Origin of the sequence: Bacillus sp. FSL K6-2865 (genome assembly GCF_040311405.1) — a bacterium.
Taxonomy (GTDB): Bacteria; Bacillota; Bacilli; order Bacillales; family Bacillaceae; genus Bacillus; species Bacillus velezensis.
Window position 1 is genome coordinate 3,718,684 of sequence record NZ_CP152036.1, and the last position, 15,326, is coordinate 3,734,009.

Genomic DNA, 15,326 nt, shown 5'->3' on the forward strand with positions numbered 1-15,326 from the left:
AACACAATCCGCATGGTCATACCGAAACGATGCAGGCGGCCGTCACCCCCTTCACCTCATGAAATGTTAAGTGATAAAAGTTATTCGACGGTGAACGGCCCGATTCCTTTTGCAGAAATTACCGATTTCTCATTTTTTTCTTCAACAAACGTTTAATCAAATGTGAAGAAAGGTTACATTCTATGTGAATATTATAAAGAAATCGCCGGGGAATTTATAGAATATTTAAAAATTTAGTGAATATTAACCAAATGAACTGGAATTTTTGTCATTTCTCATAACAAAAAGCCCAAAATATTTTGGGCTTTTGCTGTGTTTCACTATCAAATTAATCATCACTGAGTTTATCTTTCGTTTTGCCGACACCCTTTTGCAGGCTGCCTTTCGCTTTGTCTTTTTTACCTTCCGCTTTTAAGTCGGACTTGTCTGCCATGTCGCCTGCTTTGTCCTTAGCTTCCCCTTTCATTTTGTTCATTCCGCCTTTTACTTTGTCTTTTAAACCGTTATCTTGACTCATAATATCTTCAGCTCCTTTTGTTGTTGTGTACTTGTGTTCTTCCCTCTCAGCCTGATAGCAAACATTTCAACTCTCAATTATTGATTTCACAGCGTTCCCCGTAGCGGAGCACTTTGTAAACAGCCAATCCGTCTGACAGCTTATTATCCCCGTATTGCACCGGCAGAAGAGCAAAGAAAACATAATAAGTTGAAAAATAGACAAATTGGTAAAAAAATAAGTTTGGCTCGAGGACATCTTTCATGATCAGCAGATTTACTAAAAAGATAGAAGCGATATTAAACAGACAGCCTCCGGAATAGACGAGCGCGCTCGTCAGACGGTTATCTATCCGCAATTCGCCGAACTTGCAGAAAGAATCTATGAAGTAGATACGCCGAACCTGAATCGGCCCTACTTTTAAAAGACGTTTCCCCATTCCGATATCCAATGACGCCTTGCCTCCGAACAGCATGGCCATAAAGCTGTGCCCCGACACATGGATGACAGACACCATCGGCAGAATGATGAGAAAAGATACGAAAAACTTTATCATATCATTAAATCCGAACAACAAATCCCCCCCCTCGCATATGCCTTTTCTCTCTTTTTCGATTTTTCCGTTTTTTTCTATGATCAAACGTTATAATGCGCATGAAAAAATAACCATCTGCTGATCAGATGGTTAAGAAAATTATATATCGTATAAACACTGTTCTTTTTGAATGTTTTCTCTCATGCGAATCGCTTTTTCATAAAAATACGCCGCTTCTTTATATTGCTCATGTGCGCTTGTGTAAACGGCGGCCTCCAAGGCGAAATCTTCAATATACACATACAGCGATTTTTCATTCATATAGTCAAACACTTCATGGATTAAATCCATATTGAGCGACTCCAAATAAAGCGCTTGTAAAAACTTATACTTCTCTAAACTGAATCGATCGCCCCGTTCTTTCGCGATCATGACCCCTCTTTCATAATAGGTAAGGGCCGCTTGGTCATCATGCAGCCTGAAAAGGGTGTGCGTTAAGCTGAACAGCGCCTTCGGAAGCTGTTCAAGCTGATGCTCTTCAAAAACGGGAACCGCTTTTCTAAAGTACCGGGCCGCTTCATCCAGATCCCGCTTTTCAGAATAACAATTCCCCAGATTGTAAAGCGAAGACCCGATCAGGCGGGGCTGTCCTTCAAGCAAAGAAAGGCGGAGGGCTTCGTCTAAATGCTCAAGCGCTTTGTCGTAGTTTTTGCAGTCGATGTAGTTTCCTGAGATGACGAAATGGCATTGAATTCTCCGCACTCTGTAGAAATCGTGTTTCATATACGTATCCAGCGCTTGAATCCCGTGATTCATGGAAAAATGAGTCTGCTTCATGACGTAAAACACTTCAGACATCTTGAAATGGAATTCCGCCCTCTCTATATCATCCTCGACAAATGAAAGGAGTTTTTCCGCTTTCCTGTAAAAAGAAATAGCCGCAACATAGTTATTGTGATCGAATTCATACATCCCTCTGAACAAATGGAAATAATACTCAGACAGTCCCGATATGCTGTCCGTGCTTTCGATCGTCTTTTGCAGCTCGCTGTACTGAATCTGTGATTGTTCGGTGCATTCCGGCTTGACGTAATCAAGCATAATATGATGGCGGTAGCTGATCAGCTGATAATATAACAGCAGCAGCTGGTCTTCCTCCATACGTTTTATATCCTCATCAATTTCCTCTTTCAGCTTTATGGCATCAGCCGCTTGAAACGCTAAAATGTGCTTGTACCATTTGTTGATCTTGACTCCAACTTGAGATGACGGAATCTCGTATGCGGTCATGCCCCTTTCACAACCTTTTCTAATTTCTATTGGTTATATTTTAACATATTGTATGGCTTTGGAATTGCATAACTTGATTGTCCTGCATCAAAATTCCTATCATATATTTCGGCTGTCACCGGTATTTTTTGAACAGACCGCTCTCATATTGTGAATAAAAAAGCCTGCCCTTGTCCGGGCAAGCTTTTCTTCATCCGCCTATATAAGACATTTCCACTTTCTTTTTCCCATCCGTTTTAGAAAGCGCGCGGTCAATTGAATACTGATCCGTGCGATTTCTCCAGACAGAAGCGATGGATTCCGTCAATTCATCATCGGTCAGACCGCCGCGCACGAGTTTCCGAACATCATAGCCGCTTGACGCAAACAGGCACGTAAACAGCTCGCCTCTCGCCGACAGGCGCGCTCTGTTGCAGGAGGCGCAGAATGCATCCGAGACGGAGGAAATCACGCCGATTTCGCCGGAACCGTCAAGATAGCGGAACCTGGAAGCGACCTCTCCTTTATAATTCGCTTCTATCGGCTCCGTCGGCATGTGCTGGTTGATCAGATCAATAATCTCTGCCTTCGTGATCACATCTTTTTTATTCCATTGATTCGTATTGCCTACATCCATAAATTCAATAAACCGGAGAATATGACCCTTTTCTTTAAAATAGCGGGCCATCGGCAGGATATCTTTTTCATTGACGCCCTTTTGAACAACCATATTGATTTTAACACCGAGTCCGGCCGCTTTTGCCGCCTCAATGCCCTCAAGCACCTTGTTCACCGAAACCCCGCGGCCGTTAATGGCCTTAAACCGCTCATCCTCTAAAGAATCGAGGCTGACTGTCACGCGATGCAGCCCCGCCTGCTTCAGTTTTTCCGCATACACGGGAAGCAGAGAGCCGTTTGTCGTCATCGCGATATCTTTAAGTCCGGGGATGCGCGCAAGTTTTTTGATCAATTCAGGCATATCTTTTCTCATGAGCGGCTCTCCGCCCGTCAGCCTGATTTTTTCAACGCCGAAGCGGCCGACAAACAGCTTCGCAAGCCGCTCAAGCTCCTCGAAGGAGAGCAATTCCGTCTTTTTTAAAAATGGATAATCCGGTCCGAATAATTCGGCTGGCATACAGTACGTGCATCTGAAGTTGCAGCGGTCGGTTACAGAGATACGAAGATCCCTGAGCGGCCTTTCCCTTTTGTCTGTCACCCGGCGCGTTTCTGTATTCATAAGCCCAAGACCCCTTTCTATTGTTCAACCCGTTCAGGATGTGTGTATACGTTAAATGATCCGTTTCTGACAAAACCTATCGCGGTTATGTTCAGCTCTTCCGCCATTTGCAGCGCGAGCTCCGTCGGCGCCGATTTTGAAATGACAATCGACACGCCGATTTTTGCGGCTTTTAATAAAACCTCCGAGGAAATCCGGCCGCTGAAGACGATCAGCTTGTCACGGACCGGCATTCCGTTTTTCAAACAGCAGCCGTACAGCTTATCCAGCGCGTTGTGGCGCCCGATGTCCGTCCTCATGAAGAGCAGCTTTTCCGTATCGCACAGCGCCGCATTATGGACGCCGCCCGTTTCCTGGAAGGTGCCGCTTCCTCTTTGCATCTCCTTCATCAGGCGAAGGCACGTCTCAGGAGTTATAGTGATACGGCTGACGGCGGTTTTGGCCGTTTTCACATCCTGCTGAAAGTAAAAATGGCGGCCTTTCCCGCAGCATGAACCGATGACCCTCTTCGTATAGTCTTTTTGCTCAAGCACTCCGGGATTCGTCAGTTCAACATATGCAAACCCGAGACTTTCATCTATAGTAAAGCTTTTGATTTCTTTTTCAAAACGAATGACGCCTTCTGATGCGAGAAATCCGATGACGAGTTCCTCTAAATGGTCAGGCGTGCAGACGAGCGTAACAAATTCCTGTCCGTTCACCATGACGGTCACCGGATACTCTGAAACCATCCGATCTGCCGTCTTTGTTAATACCCCTTTTTCATAGCGGTATATGTCTCTGACCGCTGTTGTTTTTTCATCCACTGTTTTCCCCTCCGCAGTATCCTTCTCTTTTATTCTTCCACAATCCCTGTATTTTGTCGAATTTGCGGTTTAAAAAAAGAGCCCTCTTAGGACTCTATGTTTCATTGCGATGATGTCTGCTCAGAATGGTGAATAAAATAACTGCGGCGATAATGGCCAATATACTGACGAATATGAAGGCGGCAAGCTTCAGAAAAATTCCCATCAGAACAAAAACGACTGCCGCCAGCACTAATATAATGCCTGCTCCTTTTAACAACAGCGTTCATCTCCTTTTATCCGTATCATTCCCGCGGTTCCGTTTTCTAAACAAAAAAGACGCCGCGCGGGCGTCCTTTTTTAACCTATTCTTTTGCTAAATCCTTTGCAGCGTCTTCCCAAGCCTGTTTGAACTCGTCCGCGCTGTCAGCTGAGACATATGTGCCGCCTCCCGCTTCCGCCGCTTTTTCAAGGCTTTCGCTTCCTTTCATGCCGAAGTTGAAGCCGATGATATTGACGATCGTGTTGACGTTCGCTTTACGGAGCTTTTGAATTTCGGCCTGAGGATTACCGCCGCATGTTTCTTCACCGTCTGTGATCAGATATACGACGTTTTTCCCCGTGGCGCCGGCCCGCTCAAATTCTTCACGCGTATCAGAGAGCGCTTTCGCAATCGGTGTCCAGCCGGTCGGTTTAATCTTGCTGAGTGATTGCTCAAATGGAGTCACGGCGTACGGCTGAAGGCCGTATAACGTTTCTGTCGCATTACATGATACGGCTTTGCCTGAGTTTTTATTATTGCCCTTATGCCCGAATACCCGAAGCATCAGATTCGTGTCTTCAGGAAGAACTTCCGCAAAAGAAGTGACAGACTCTTTCGCAACATCTATTTTACGCTCTCCCCCTGTTTTTTGTATCATGCTTCCGCTTGCATCAAACAGCACGGCAACGTTTGTTTCTTCGTGCTTTTTCTCAGCTGCAAAAACAGGTGATCCGAGTGAAAGCGTCAAAAGTCCGACAATCCCCGCAGTGAACATTTTTTTCATTTCCTTCATTCCTCTCCGTTTGTTTTTGGCCGATGGGCCCCCGGCTCTTCTCTATGCTAGATGAGGAGTATGCAAAAAGATATAGGGCGGGATTCCTTTTGTATAAGCGTCTGTACACCGTTAAAAATGAACAGAATTATGCGCATCATCCTAAAAAGATTGGATAAATGATGACAGATTTAATGCCTTTTTCGCCCTTTTTGTAATATAAGTCCGAAAACTGATTCTTTTTACAGTTTTCTCTTCATCTTTTCTTGAAATTTTTGTTAAATAAAAATAAAAAAAAGGGCCGCTAAACGGCACCTTTCTTATTCCGCTAATGAACTCGCTTCCAGGGTAAAGATGCGGTTCATATCTTTTTGGCTGTGAGCTTCGTAATATTTTCCTCCGCCCGCACCGGCAATTGCGTGAAGCTGTCCGTTGAAGCCTTCTTTAAAGTCAAAGCCGATCACGTTGACTTTAATATGATGTTTGCGAAGTTCTTTCGCTGTCTTAATAGGATCTCCTCCGCATGTCTCCTCACCGTCTGTCAACAGGTAAACGGATTTAAAGCCGAATTTATGAACGCCGTTAAAAGAAGCTTTCGCATCCTCTAATGCTTTTGCAATCGGTGTCCACCCCGTAGGCCCGATTCCGTTCAGAGAGTTGAGGAAGCTCTGTCTGTCAAACCTTTGGAATCCGTATACACCGCGAATGGATTCGCAAGATTGAACTTTTCCGGAGTTTTTATTATTGCCTTCCGAACCGAAAACCGTCATTCTGACCTGTGATGTAGACTTAATTCGATCCGCAAAACGGACAATTTCATCTTTTGCCATATTGTATTTAGAAACGCCGTCAATCCGTTTCGCCATACTGCCGCTCGCATCAAGCAAAATAGCGATATTGTTTTTAAATAAAAATGTCTTCTCGTTTGCATTCTCGGCAGCAAAAGCAGGAGATGCAGCAGTCAGCATCAATCCGAGCATGAGTATGAGTGAAAATGTTTTTTTCATTGCTTTTTCCCCTTTTCAATAGATTTACGTTCAACGCCGAACAATATTTATCGTAAATGAGATGAAAAGGGAAATAAATAGGACGGCGTTCCTCATTATTTTTGCGTATATTCACATAGAAGCGGCATTTTTATCAGTGATTTACACCCGGCGCTCAGCCTTCAATCGACATTTGTCAGCCTTTAGGCTTTCGTTATATGAGTCTGTTGGTTGCTTTACCGTTTATGGAATAGTTTTCAAAAAAACAGACGCTCATGAAAGCGTCTATTTTTTCGCCATATATTTGTTTAAAAATGAATCTGCTTCGGAAATGTCCACTCCCTGATAATAATGCTTGACGATGTCCGCCACTGATTTTCCCTGCTCCGCCATGTAATTGGCCCCGTACTGGCTCATGCCGACGCCGTGGCCGAATCCTTTTGTCGTAATGGTGATGCTGCTGCCGTTTCGTTTCCATTCAAAGTCGGCAGAACGGAGTCCGAGTTTTTCCCGGATGTCTCTTCCCTTCAGCTTTTTGCCGTTGATGACGGCCGTTGCCACTTGATGGCCCGGCGTTCTGGCTGTAATCTGTCCCACCGTGTTTTGTCCTGAGAGCTGTACGCCGAGCTTTTGCTGAAACTCCGGCACACTGAAGGTCTGGGTGGCAAGATATTTCGGCGATTGCTTATCCCACGGACTTTTCACGCTTTTTAAATAAGGAATGGCGCTTGTCCAATAGGCTTCCGCATTTTCCGTATACCCGTTGCTCGTAGAGAAGAAAGATGCCTCAATCGGCTTGTTATCGTACGTTAAAATCTTTCCTTGCGTGCCGGCCACCGCGTTTGTGATTTTCTTGAGGTTGTGTGCGTACTTAGAACCCCATTCTTTTTTCAGCTGGCTTTTGCTTTGATAGACTTGGAACATTTGCGTATCATCCACCAGTGATCCTTTCGGCGCCTGGACGGCTGAGTCAGCGACCATCAGTCTGACGATGAATGTCCGGGCGGCGAGCGCCTGGGCTTTTAAGGCCTCCGGTTTAAAGTTTGCGGGCATTTCGGAAGCCACGACACCGATCACGTACTCTTCAAGCGGAATGTTTTCTACAGAATGATTGGATGTCCGATAAACCGGAATGGATACAGGTGATTCTTTCAATGTTTCTGCTCCTTTTGTTTCTCGTGTGGTGTGTGCTGTTTTGTGTCCGGGTTCTCTGTTTACGGCTGCTCCTTTTTCTGCCTGAAACGGAAGGACGAGAATGGTGGGGACTAGAAGAATAAGTATACACAGCCCGGATAGTAGAAATACAATCGGTTTCATATATCAGCTGCCTCCTGCTTGGGATTCGACTCTACTTCATCTTATGGGCAGGGACAAGCTAATATGACTTCCTTTTGGACAGAATCTTTATTCCATTTTTCACGCGAAAAACGTATTCTTTTTTGGAAATCAGAGCATAATAATGATGATAAACCATAAAAAAACAGTATGCCAGATTGACATACTGTTTTTACAGCCATTATGCGTTTAGGTCAGTTACGACTTCTTTGCTTTCTTGTTCAGCGGCCGTTTCATCAACGACACGCTCGATGTCAGCGCCGAGAGCCGCAAGTTTTTTATGGAAATTCACATAACCGCGATCCAAGTGCTTCAGTTCCGTGACGCGTGTATGACCTTCAGCCACTAATCCCGCAAGAATCAGCGCCGCGCCCGCACGCAGGTCCGTAGCGGCAACTTCTGCGCCTTGCAGCTGTACAGGACCGTTAATGATCACAGAACGTCCTTCAATTTTAATGTCGCCATTCATCCGGCGGAATTCTTCAGCATGCATAAAACGGTTTTCAAACACAGTTTCAGTAATCATGCTTGTTCCGCTCGCACGGAGAAGCAGCGCCATCATTTGCGACTGCATATCAGTCGGGAATCCTGGGTGAGGCATCGTTTTAATGTCGATCGGCTTCAGCTGGGCAGGACCGATGACACGAAGGCCTTCTCCTTCATCCGTAATTTTGACTCCCATTTCTTCCATCTTCGCAATTAAAGACGTAAGATGCTCAGGAACCGCACCTTTCACTAATACATTTCCTTCCGTGATAGCCGCAGCCACCATGAAAGTACCCGCCTCAATACGGTCAGGAATGATGTTGTGTCTTACGCCGTGAAGCTTCTCGACACCTTCAATTTTAATGGTGCCTGTGCCGGCTCCGCGGATTTTTCCGCCCATCGCATTGATATAGTTCGCTAAGTCAACGATTTCAGGCTCTTTTGCCACGTTTTCAAGCGTTGTTGTTCCTTCAGCTAAAGCAGCTGCCATAATCAAGTTTTCTGTCGCACCCACACTTGGGAAATCTAAATAGATTTTTGCGCCCTGCAGACGGCCTTCTACTTCTGCTTCAATAAAGCCGTTGCCTACTTTGATTTTTGCACCCATTGCTTCAAAGCCTTTTAAATGCTGATCAATCGGTCTTGAGCCGATTGCGCAGCCGCCCGGAAGCGCTACTCTTGAATGACCCGTACGGGCTAACAGAGGGCCCATAACAAGCACTGACGCACGCATTTTGCGCACATATTCAAAAGGTGCTTCTGTTTCTAAAGCGTAAGAAGCGTTTACGGTAACTTCATTATTCTCAAAATGCACATCTGCTCCTAAATGACGCAACACTTCATTAATTGTATATACATCGGAGAGCGTAGGTACATCACATATTACGCTTTTTTCTTCACTTGCTAATAAAGATGCAGCGATAACTGGTAAAACGGCATTTTTTGCTCCTTCAACTTTCACTGTGCCGTTTAACTTCTGACCGCCGCGGACGATGATTTTTTCCAAGGTATTCCCCTCCGCGTCCCTATATTCTCTATATTAATATTCAGTCGTCACGATTGGTGTGCCAACCGTAACGGTATGTTTTTCGCCCATTCCCGCACTTCTAAGCGCAACTTGCACATTCATCTTATGTTTCGATGTCATGATGTAATCTGTCCACTTATATGTAAATGCAGAAACAGAAACGAAATGAGGCTCAACTACATGTTCAACTGGACTTGCTTCAAATTCTTTCATGAGCTGTTCTGCTTTTTTTTGCAAAACAATACTCATATTATCATTTAAATGACCCTTAAGACAAGTAAAAATAAATACTTTATTTTGAAATATGTCATGTGCCTGCCGTTCAAACTGTTCATATGTATCATTCCAGTTTTCCGGTTGCTCCGGGCTCATTTGCTCATATAATAAATACGAAGTTGGGTTCTGGTTTTTGAGGGTAGTGACGAGCTGCAGTTTAAAAGTTGTGTGATTTTTTTTGTCAGAATACGTGCCGACGGTCTTTACGATTTTATCTTCCCGCGCGGATTCCCAATGATATTGCGGATACTGCGTCTTCAGTTCTTTTACCTTGTCATCAAATTCACTCAGTGACAGGTTCAGATTTTCTTTCGCATGAAGCGTCCATTCATCTACAGTGACCTGCTGCCGCTCCATTCCTTCGGCAATCTGGGCAAGCGGAGACAGCTCACTTGCATGAATGGAATGAAATACCGCTATTAAGGCGCTTAAAAAAACAAAAAATAAGATGATGCGGCCTGCTCTTTTTTTCTTCATATCGATCTCTCCCCCTTACTCCCATTTTTGCCGGAGCCGGGGAAAGCAATACATGGAAAACTTCGTCAAAACTCGCCAAGCGGGTGAAGAAAAATTGGTTTCTCACCCAGCGATTCCCTTCATTCAACAGACGAAACTTCTTAAAATAAGTATGGAAGCTGTTTCGAATAGGTAAGATAATCTAAAAAGAAGTCAGCGACTGCCGTACCGATCGCAATGGTAAGAAGAATGATCAGCAGCCTCGCCTGCACTATTTTTCCTTTTCGGATCAGCGGATCAAAGTTGACGGCCTGAAGCGCCCACCATGTCACCGCAATGCATACCAGGTGAACCAGGATGCTGATTGCGGCCTGCTGCCCCAATACATTCACAAATTCCATCTCCTTTCATTTTTTCCGCCCCTCATATCCTCTCTTATTATATAAGAAGAAGAGAGAAAGATGATCATTTTTACATCAGAATTTTTATCCAAAATTAGGGGCAATCCCCGCTTAAATGTCCGTTCTCCGGCATGATATACTTTTTTGGAAAGGAGATGGGAATATGAATCATTCCTTTTTTCATCCGGAAAAGCAGTATGGAGAAACACTTCCCGTATTTGACCACGAGTGGGAAGCGATAGCATTCTACTATGATTATAGACAGTCTCAAACAGAGGAACTGAAAGAATTATGTCAGTTTTTCAACATTTCTCTTGATTATTCACGCGGCAGCCTGCTGGAAGTGGAAGCTCTTTACTTCCGCAGCATACAAGAGCTGCTTTTGGCGGATTGGAACCTGCCGATTGACGAATTTGAGAAAATGCTCAGCGTGTATGTCATCGATTGTGCCATCAGACACCATGACGATGCCGAATGGGTCGTCAAACCTTATCCGTATACGGACGGCGCTTATACGACGGGTGTGCGGAGAGGAAACAAAACGTGGCACACCGACAACTGCTGCGAACATTTATATCTGCAAAAAGAAGAGGATCATCCGCTTATCGGCGTCTATGAATCTCTTATGCGTTAATATAGAAAAAGAATCCTTCTCAGACAGCCGAGAAGGATTCTTTTTTAGTTTCCTGCAACATCCAATCTGTTTACAGCCCGCTGTAGCGCAAGCTCAGCCCGACGAATGTCAGTATCATCTGATCGTTTGTTCAAACGGTCTTCCGCCCGCTTTTTCGCAGCAAGGGCGCGCTCTTTATCAATGCTTTCCGCTGTTTCAGCGGCTTGTGCAAGGATAGTGACCTGATCAGGACGGACTTCTAAAAATCCGCCGCTGACAGCCGCCAATTCGGTCTGTCCGTCTTTTTTAAGGCGGACAGCGCCGATTTTAAGCGGAGCCACGGTCGGAATATGGCCAGGCAAGATACCGAGATCACCGCTCTCGGCTCTTACACTTACCATTTCAATATCAGCATCATATACTGGGCCGTCGGGAGTAACGATATTGACTTTAACGGTCTTCATGCTTTTACCCTCCTAGGACCAGATTAAACTTCTACACCCATCTCTTTTGCATTCTCAATGACTTCTTCAATGCGTCCCACAAGACGGAATGCATCTTCCGGAAGATGGTCATATTTACCGGAAAGGATTTCTTTAAAGCCTCGTACCGTTTCTTTAACAGGCACGTAAGAACCCTTTTGTCCCGTAAACTGCTCAGCTACGTGGAAGTTTTGAGAAAGGAAGAACTGGATACGGCGTGCGCGGTGAACGACAAGCTTGTCTTCTTCACCTAATTCGTCCATACCGAGAATCGCGATAATATCCTGAAGTTCTTTGTAACGCTGAAGCGTTGACTGGACTTCACGCGCCACCGCATAATGCTCTTCTCCGACAATTTCCGGAGCAAGCGCGCGGGAAGTGGAAGCCAGCGGATCAACCGCAGGGTAGATACCCATTTCAGTTAATTTACGCTCAAGGTTAGTCGTCGCATCCAAGTGAGCGAACGTTGTCGCCGGAGCCGGGTCAGTGTAGTCATCGGCAGGCACGTAGATCGCCTGGATAGATGTAACTGAACCAACGTTTGTAGACGTAATACGCTCTTGAAGCTGACCCATTTCTGTCGCAAGCGTAGGCTGATAACCAACCGCAGAAGGCATACGGCCGAGAAGCGCGGAAACCTCTGAACCCGCTTGTGTGAAACGGAAAATGTTATCGATAAAGAACAGTACGTCCTGTCCTTGTTTATCACGGAAATGCTCAGCCATTGTAAGACCCGTCAGTGCTACACGCATACGTGCGCCCGGCGGCTCGTTCATTTGTCCGAAGACCATGGCTGTTTTCTTGATAACGCCTGAATCGCTCATTTCGTAGAAAAGGTCGTTCCCTTCACGAGTACGCTCTCCTACACCGGCGAATACGGAAATACCGCCGTGCTCTTGCGCGATGTTGTTGATTAATTCCTGGATTAATACGGTTTTACCTACGCCGGCGCCGCCGAACAATCCGATTTTACCGCCCTTGATGTAAGGAGCGAGCAGGTCAACAACCTTAATTCCCGTTTCAAGAATTTCAACCTCAGTTGAAAGCTCATCGAATGAAGGAGCTGATCTGTGGATCGGGTCCTTTTGAGCATCCGCAGGCAGCGGTTCATTTAAATCAATTTTATCTCCCAGTACGTTAAATACGCGTCCGAGAGTCACATCACCGACAGGAACGGAAATCGGCGCACCTGTATCAACAGCTTCCATTCCGCGCTGAATTCCGTCCGTAGATGCCATGGCAATTGTACGGACTGTATCATCGCCTAAATGAAGAGCAACCTCTAGCGTTAGGTCGATGCCTACTTCATTTTCGCCTGTAGCTGGCTGTGAAACTTTAATCGCATTATAAATCGCAGGCAAGTGGCCGTCCTCGAAACGTACGTCGACAACCGGTCCAAGCACCTGACTTACGCGTCCTTTCTTCATCGCTATCCCTCCTGACAAAATCTTTCTATTCTAAAGCGGCTGCACCGCCGACAATTTCGGTAATTTCTTGTGTAATCGCCGCTTGACGCGCGCGGTTATATGAAAGCGAAAGTGAATCAATGAGTTCTTTCGCATTATCAGTCGCATTTTTCATTGCTGTCATTCTCGCAGCGTGTTCACTTGCTTTACTGTCAAGAAGCGCGCCGTAAATTAAGCTTTCCGCATATTGAGGAAGCAGCACTTCGAGCACCTCTTCTTCATCCGGTTCGAACTCGTAAGAAGCCGTGCGCTTCCCGCCGCTCGTTCCGAAATCCGTTAAAGGCAGCACTTTTTTCTCCGTCACTTCCTGTGAAATCGCACTGACGAAATGGTTATACACCAAATGCAGTTCATCAAAAGCGCCGTCGATAAACATTTGAACCGTCTGACGGGTCAAATCTTTAATCTGAGCAAAAGTGACCTCGTCGCCAAGCCCCACTAACTCAGACAAAATCGGCATTTCCCGTTTTTTGAAGAAATCGCGGCCGACTCTGCCGATTGCAATCACCGTGTATTCATCTTTAGACTGATGGCGTTCTTGAATGGTGCGGTAAGCGTTTCGCAAAACCGAACTGTTAAACGCACCCGCAAGCCCGCGGTCAGACGTAATGACGAGATACGCCGTCTTTTTCACTTCTCTTGAGACAAGCATCGGGTGTTTCGCGTTTTTCGCGCCTTTTCCGACGTTAAACACAACCTCCTGGATCTTATCCATATACGGAGCAAATGACTTTGCGTTGGTTTCCGCACGGTTCAGCTTCGCAGCGGATACCATCTGCATGGCTTTTGTAATCTGGCTTGTTTTTTTCGTTGACGTGATCCTTGACTTAATATCGCGTAATGAGGCCAAAGATTTCACCACCTTTATTCTTCATTTGCGTAAAAAGAGAGAAAAAGAGAACCTTTTTCTCTCATCTTCTAAGGGTTAGTTGCTTGGTGCAAATGTGCGTTTGAAGCCTTCGATTGCAGCTTTGAAGTCTTCATCAGCAGGAAGGTTTCCTGTTTTCGCAATGCCGTCAAGCAGATCTTTATGGTTTTGATCAAGGTACATGTAGTACTCTTCTTCAAAACGTCTGATATCCGCAACCGGAATATCATCAAGATATCCTTTTGTCAGCGCATAAAGAATGGCTACCTGTTTTTCAACCGGAAGCGGTTTATTCAAGTCTTGCTTCAGCACTTCAACTGTACGCGCACCGCGGTTCAGTTTCGCCTGAGTCGCCTGGTCAAGATCAGATCCGAATTGGGCGAACGCTTCAAGTTCACGGTATGAAGCCAGGTCAAGACGCAATGTTCCCGCTACCTTTTTCATCGCTTTGATTTGGGCTGATCCGCCGACACGGGAAACGGATAATCCGGCATTGATCGCAGGACGCACGCCTGAGAAGAATAGGTCGGATTGAAGGAAAATCTGTCCGTCAGTAATGGAAATGACGTTTGTCGGGATATAAGCGGAGATATCTCCTGCTTGTGTTTCGACGAACGGCAGCGCCGTAATTGATCCTGCACCTTTTGCGTCACTCAGCTTGGCTGCGCGCTCAAGCAGACGGGAGTGAAGATAGAATACATCCCCAGGGAATGCTTCACGGCCCGGCGGACGGCGAAGAAGCAATGACAGCTCACGGTAAGCGGCCGCTTGTTTGGATAAATCATCATATACGACGAGAACGTGCTTGCCGTTGTACATGAATTCTTCACCCATTGTCACCCCTGCATACGGTGCAAGGTACAGAAGCGGAGCCGGCTGTGAAGCGGACGCCGTCACGACAATCGTGTAATCAAGCGCGCCATGCTTACGAAGTGTTTCCACTACGCCGCGCACTGTAGATTCTTTCTGGCCGATCGCTACGTACACACAGATCATGTCTTGATCTTTTTGGTTTAAGATTGTATCAATCGCAACAGATGTTTTACCTGTCTGACGGTCACCGATAATCAGCTCACGCTGTCCGCGGCCGATCGGAATTAACGCGTCGATCGCTTTGATACCCGTTTGCAGCGGCTCATGTACCGATTTACGGTCCATTACGCCTGGAGCCTGGCTTTCGATCGGACGTGTTTTGCTTGTCAGAATCGGACCCAGTCCGTCTACCGGCTGTCCGAGCGGGTTGACGATACGTCCGATTAATTCTTCACCTACAGGAACTTCCATGATGCGGCCCGTTCTTTTGACCTCATCACCTTCACGGATATCTCTGTAAGGTCCTAAGATAACGATACCTACGTTGGATTCTTCAAGGTTTTGAGCCATACCCAAAACGCCGTTTGAAAACTCAACAAGTTCACCGGCCATACAATTGTCAAGGCCGTGCACACGCGCAATACCGTCTCCGACTTGGATGACTGTACCTACGTCATGAACTTCAATTTCAGATTGGTAATTTTGAATTTGCTGCTTTATCAGCGTGCTAATCTCTTCAGCTTTGATGCTCACTTAGGTTT

Annotated in this window: 17 protein-coding genes; 1 reads left to right on the forward strand and 16 read right to left on the reverse strand. The window is 45.8% G+C overall.

What is annotated here, in order from left to right; genetic code table 11:
* Positions 1-328: 328 nt before the first annotated feature.
* The 12 genes from NYE42_RS18305 to NYE42_RS18360 all read right to left on the reverse strand — a co-directional run bounded on the left by NYE42_RS18305 (position 329) and on the right by NYE42_RS18360 (position 10,314).
* A complete protein-coding gene (locus NYE42_RS18305) occupies positions 329-517 on the reverse strand; it encodes a CsbD family protein (protein WP_015418407.1) in 189 nt (62 codons plus the stop codon).
* A gap of 73 nt (positions 518-590) precedes the next feature.
* Positions 591-1,070 (reverse strand): hypothetical protein, encoded by a 480-nt coding sequence (locus tag NYE42_RS18310; RefSeq protein ID WP_025285407.1) that lies wholly within the window; start codon positions 1,068-1,070, stop codon positions 591-593.
* A gap of 120 nt (positions 1,071-1,190) precedes the next feature.
* Positions 1,191-2,321 carry a tetratricopeptide repeat protein gene (locus NYE42_RS18315; protein ID WP_033574399.1) on the reverse strand — a complete coding sequence of 377 codons (1,131 nt, stop codon included), beginning with the start codon at positions 2,319-2,321 and terminating at the stop codon, positions 1,191-1,193.
* 190 nt (positions 2,322-2,511) lie between these two features.
* On the reverse strand, positions 2,512-3,537 hold the full coding sequence (moaA, locus tag NYE42_RS18320) for a GTP 3',8-cyclase MoaA (RefSeq protein ID WP_007407585.1): 1,026 nt from the start codon (positions 3,535-3,537) through the stop codon (positions 2,512-2,514).
* 17 nt (positions 3,538-3,554) lie between these two features.
* Positions 3,555-4,343: a formate dehydrogenase accessory sulfurtransferase FdhD gene (fdhD, locus tag NYE42_RS18325; RefSeq protein ID WP_033574398.1), complete on the reverse strand. Its 789-nt coding sequence runs from the start codon at positions 4,341-4,343 to the stop codon at positions 3,555-3,557.
* A 94-nt stretch (positions 4,344-4,437) separates the two neighbouring features.
* Positions 4,438-4,602, reverse strand: coding sequence for a hypothetical protein (locus NYE42_RS18330; protein WP_007407587.1), 165 nt, complete (start codon positions 4,600-4,602; stop codon positions 4,438-4,440).
* Positions 4,603-4,687: 85 nt separating this feature from the next.
* Positions 4,688-5,368 (reverse strand): VWA domain-containing protein, encoded by a 681-nt coding sequence (locus NYE42_RS18335; RefSeq protein ID WP_012118657.1) that lies wholly within the window; start codon positions 5,366-5,368, stop codon positions 4,688-4,690.
* Positions 5,369-5,676: 308 nt separating this feature from the next.
* Positions 5,677-6,363, reverse strand: a complete 687-nt coding sequence (locus NYE42_RS18340) for a VWA domain-containing protein (protein WP_015418411.1) — start codon at positions 6,361-6,363, stop codon at positions 5,677-5,679.
* A gap of 264 nt (positions 6,364-6,627) precedes the next feature.
* A complete protein-coding gene (gene spoIID / locus NYE42_RS18345) occupies positions 6,628-7,659 on the reverse strand; it encodes a stage II sporulation protein D (protein WP_144463851.1) in 1,032 nt (343 codons plus the stop codon).
* A gap of 199 nt (positions 7,660-7,858) precedes the next feature.
* The gene (gene murA / locus NYE42_RS18350; RefSeq protein ID WP_007407592.1) at positions 7,859-9,169 is read right to left on the reverse strand and encodes a UDP-N-acetylglucosamine 1-carboxyvinyltransferase; all 1,311 of its coding nucleotides are present in this window, start codon (positions 9,167-9,169) and stop codon (positions 7,859-7,861) included.
* A gap of 33 nt (positions 9,170-9,202) precedes the next feature.
* Positions 9,203-9,943, reverse strand: a complete 741-nt coding sequence (locus NYE42_RS18355; RefSeq protein ID WP_007407593.1) for a YwmB family TATA-box binding protein — start codon at positions 9,941-9,943, stop codon at positions 9,203-9,205.
* 140 nt (positions 9,944-10,083) lie between these two features.
* Entirely contained in the window at positions 10,084-10,314 is a 231-nt protein-coding gene (locus tag NYE42_RS18360) for a DUF1146 family protein (RefSeq protein WP_007614366.1), read from the reverse strand.
* Positions 10,315-10,486: 172 nt separating this feature from the next.
* On the opposite strand from NYE42_RS18360, the gene NYE42_RS18365 reads away from it, so the two are divergent.
* Positions 10,487-10,957: a hypothetical protein gene (locus NYE42_RS18365; protein WP_007407595.1), complete on the forward strand. Its 471-nt coding sequence runs from the start codon at positions 10,487-10,489 to the stop codon at positions 10,955-10,957.
* A gap of 44 nt (positions 10,958-11,001) precedes the next feature.
* Here NYE42_RS18365 and NYE42_RS18370 read toward each other — a convergent pair whose 3' ends face one another.
* The 4 genes from NYE42_RS18370 to atpA all read right to left on the reverse strand — a co-directional run bounded on the left by NYE42_RS18370 (position 11,002) and on the right by atpA (position 15,318).
* Positions 11,002-11,400 (reverse strand): F0F1 ATP synthase subunit epsilon, encoded by a 399-nt coding sequence (locus NYE42_RS18370; protein ID WP_003151176.1) that lies wholly within the window; start codon positions 11,398-11,400, stop codon positions 11,002-11,004.
* Between the two features lie 23 nt (positions 11,401-11,423).
* On the reverse strand, positions 11,424-12,845 hold the full coding sequence (gene atpD, locus NYE42_RS18375; RefSeq protein WP_003151173.1) for a F0F1 ATP synthase subunit beta: 1,422 nt from the start codon (positions 12,843-12,845) through the stop codon (positions 11,424-11,426).
* A 25-nt stretch (positions 12,846-12,870) separates the two neighbouring features.
* Positions 12,871-13,734, reverse strand: a complete 864-nt coding sequence (atpG, locus tag NYE42_RS18380) for an ATP synthase F1 subunit gamma (protein ID WP_003151172.1) — start codon at positions 13,732-13,734, stop codon at positions 12,871-12,873.
* Positions 13,735-13,809: 75 nt separating this feature from the next.
* Entirely contained in the window at positions 13,810-15,318 is a 1,509-nt protein-coding gene (gene atpA, locus NYE42_RS18385) for a F0F1 ATP synthase subunit alpha (protein WP_003151170.1), read from the reverse strand.
* Positions 15,319-15,326: the final 8 nt, after the last annotated feature.

Coding starts and splice junctions, on each gene's coding strand:
- NYE42_RS18305 (WP_015418407.1), bottom strand. CDS start 517: ATGAGTCAAGATAACGGTTTAAAAGACAAAGTAAAAGGCGGAATGAAC.
- NYE42_RS18315 (WP_033574399.1), bottom strand. CDS start 2,321: ATGACCGCATACGAGATTCCGTCATCTCAAGTTGGAGTCAAGATCAAC.
- moaA (WP_007407585.1), bottom strand. CDS start 3,537: ATGAATACAGAAACGCGCCGGGTGACAGACAAAAGGGAAAGGCCGCTC.
- NYE42_RS18335 (WP_012118657.1), bottom strand. CDS start 5,368: ATGAAAAAAATGTTCACTGCGGGGATTGTCGGACTTTTGACGCTTTCA.
- NYE42_RS18340 (WP_015418411.1), bottom strand. CDS start 6,363: ATGAAAAAAACATTTTCACTCATACTCATGCTCGGATTGATGCTGACT.
- spoIID (WP_144463851.1), bottom strand. CDS start 7,659: ATGAAACCGATTGTATTTCTACTATCCGGGCTGTGTATACTTATTCTT.
- NYE42_RS18355 (WP_007407593.1), bottom strand. CDS start 9,943: ATGAAGAAAAAAAGAGCAGGCCGCATCATCTTATTTTTTGTTTTTTTA.
- NYE42_RS18365 (WP_007407595.1), top strand. CDS start 10,487: ATGAATCATTCCTTTTTTCATCCGGAAAAGCAGTATGGAGAAACACTT.
- NYE42_RS18370 (WP_003151176.1), bottom strand. CDS start 11,400: ATGAAGACCGTTAAAGTCAATATCGTTACTCCCGACGGCCCAGTATAT.
- atpD (WP_003151173.1), bottom strand. CDS start 12,845: ATGAAGAAAGGACGCGTAAGTCAGGTGCTTGGACCGGTTGTCGACGTA.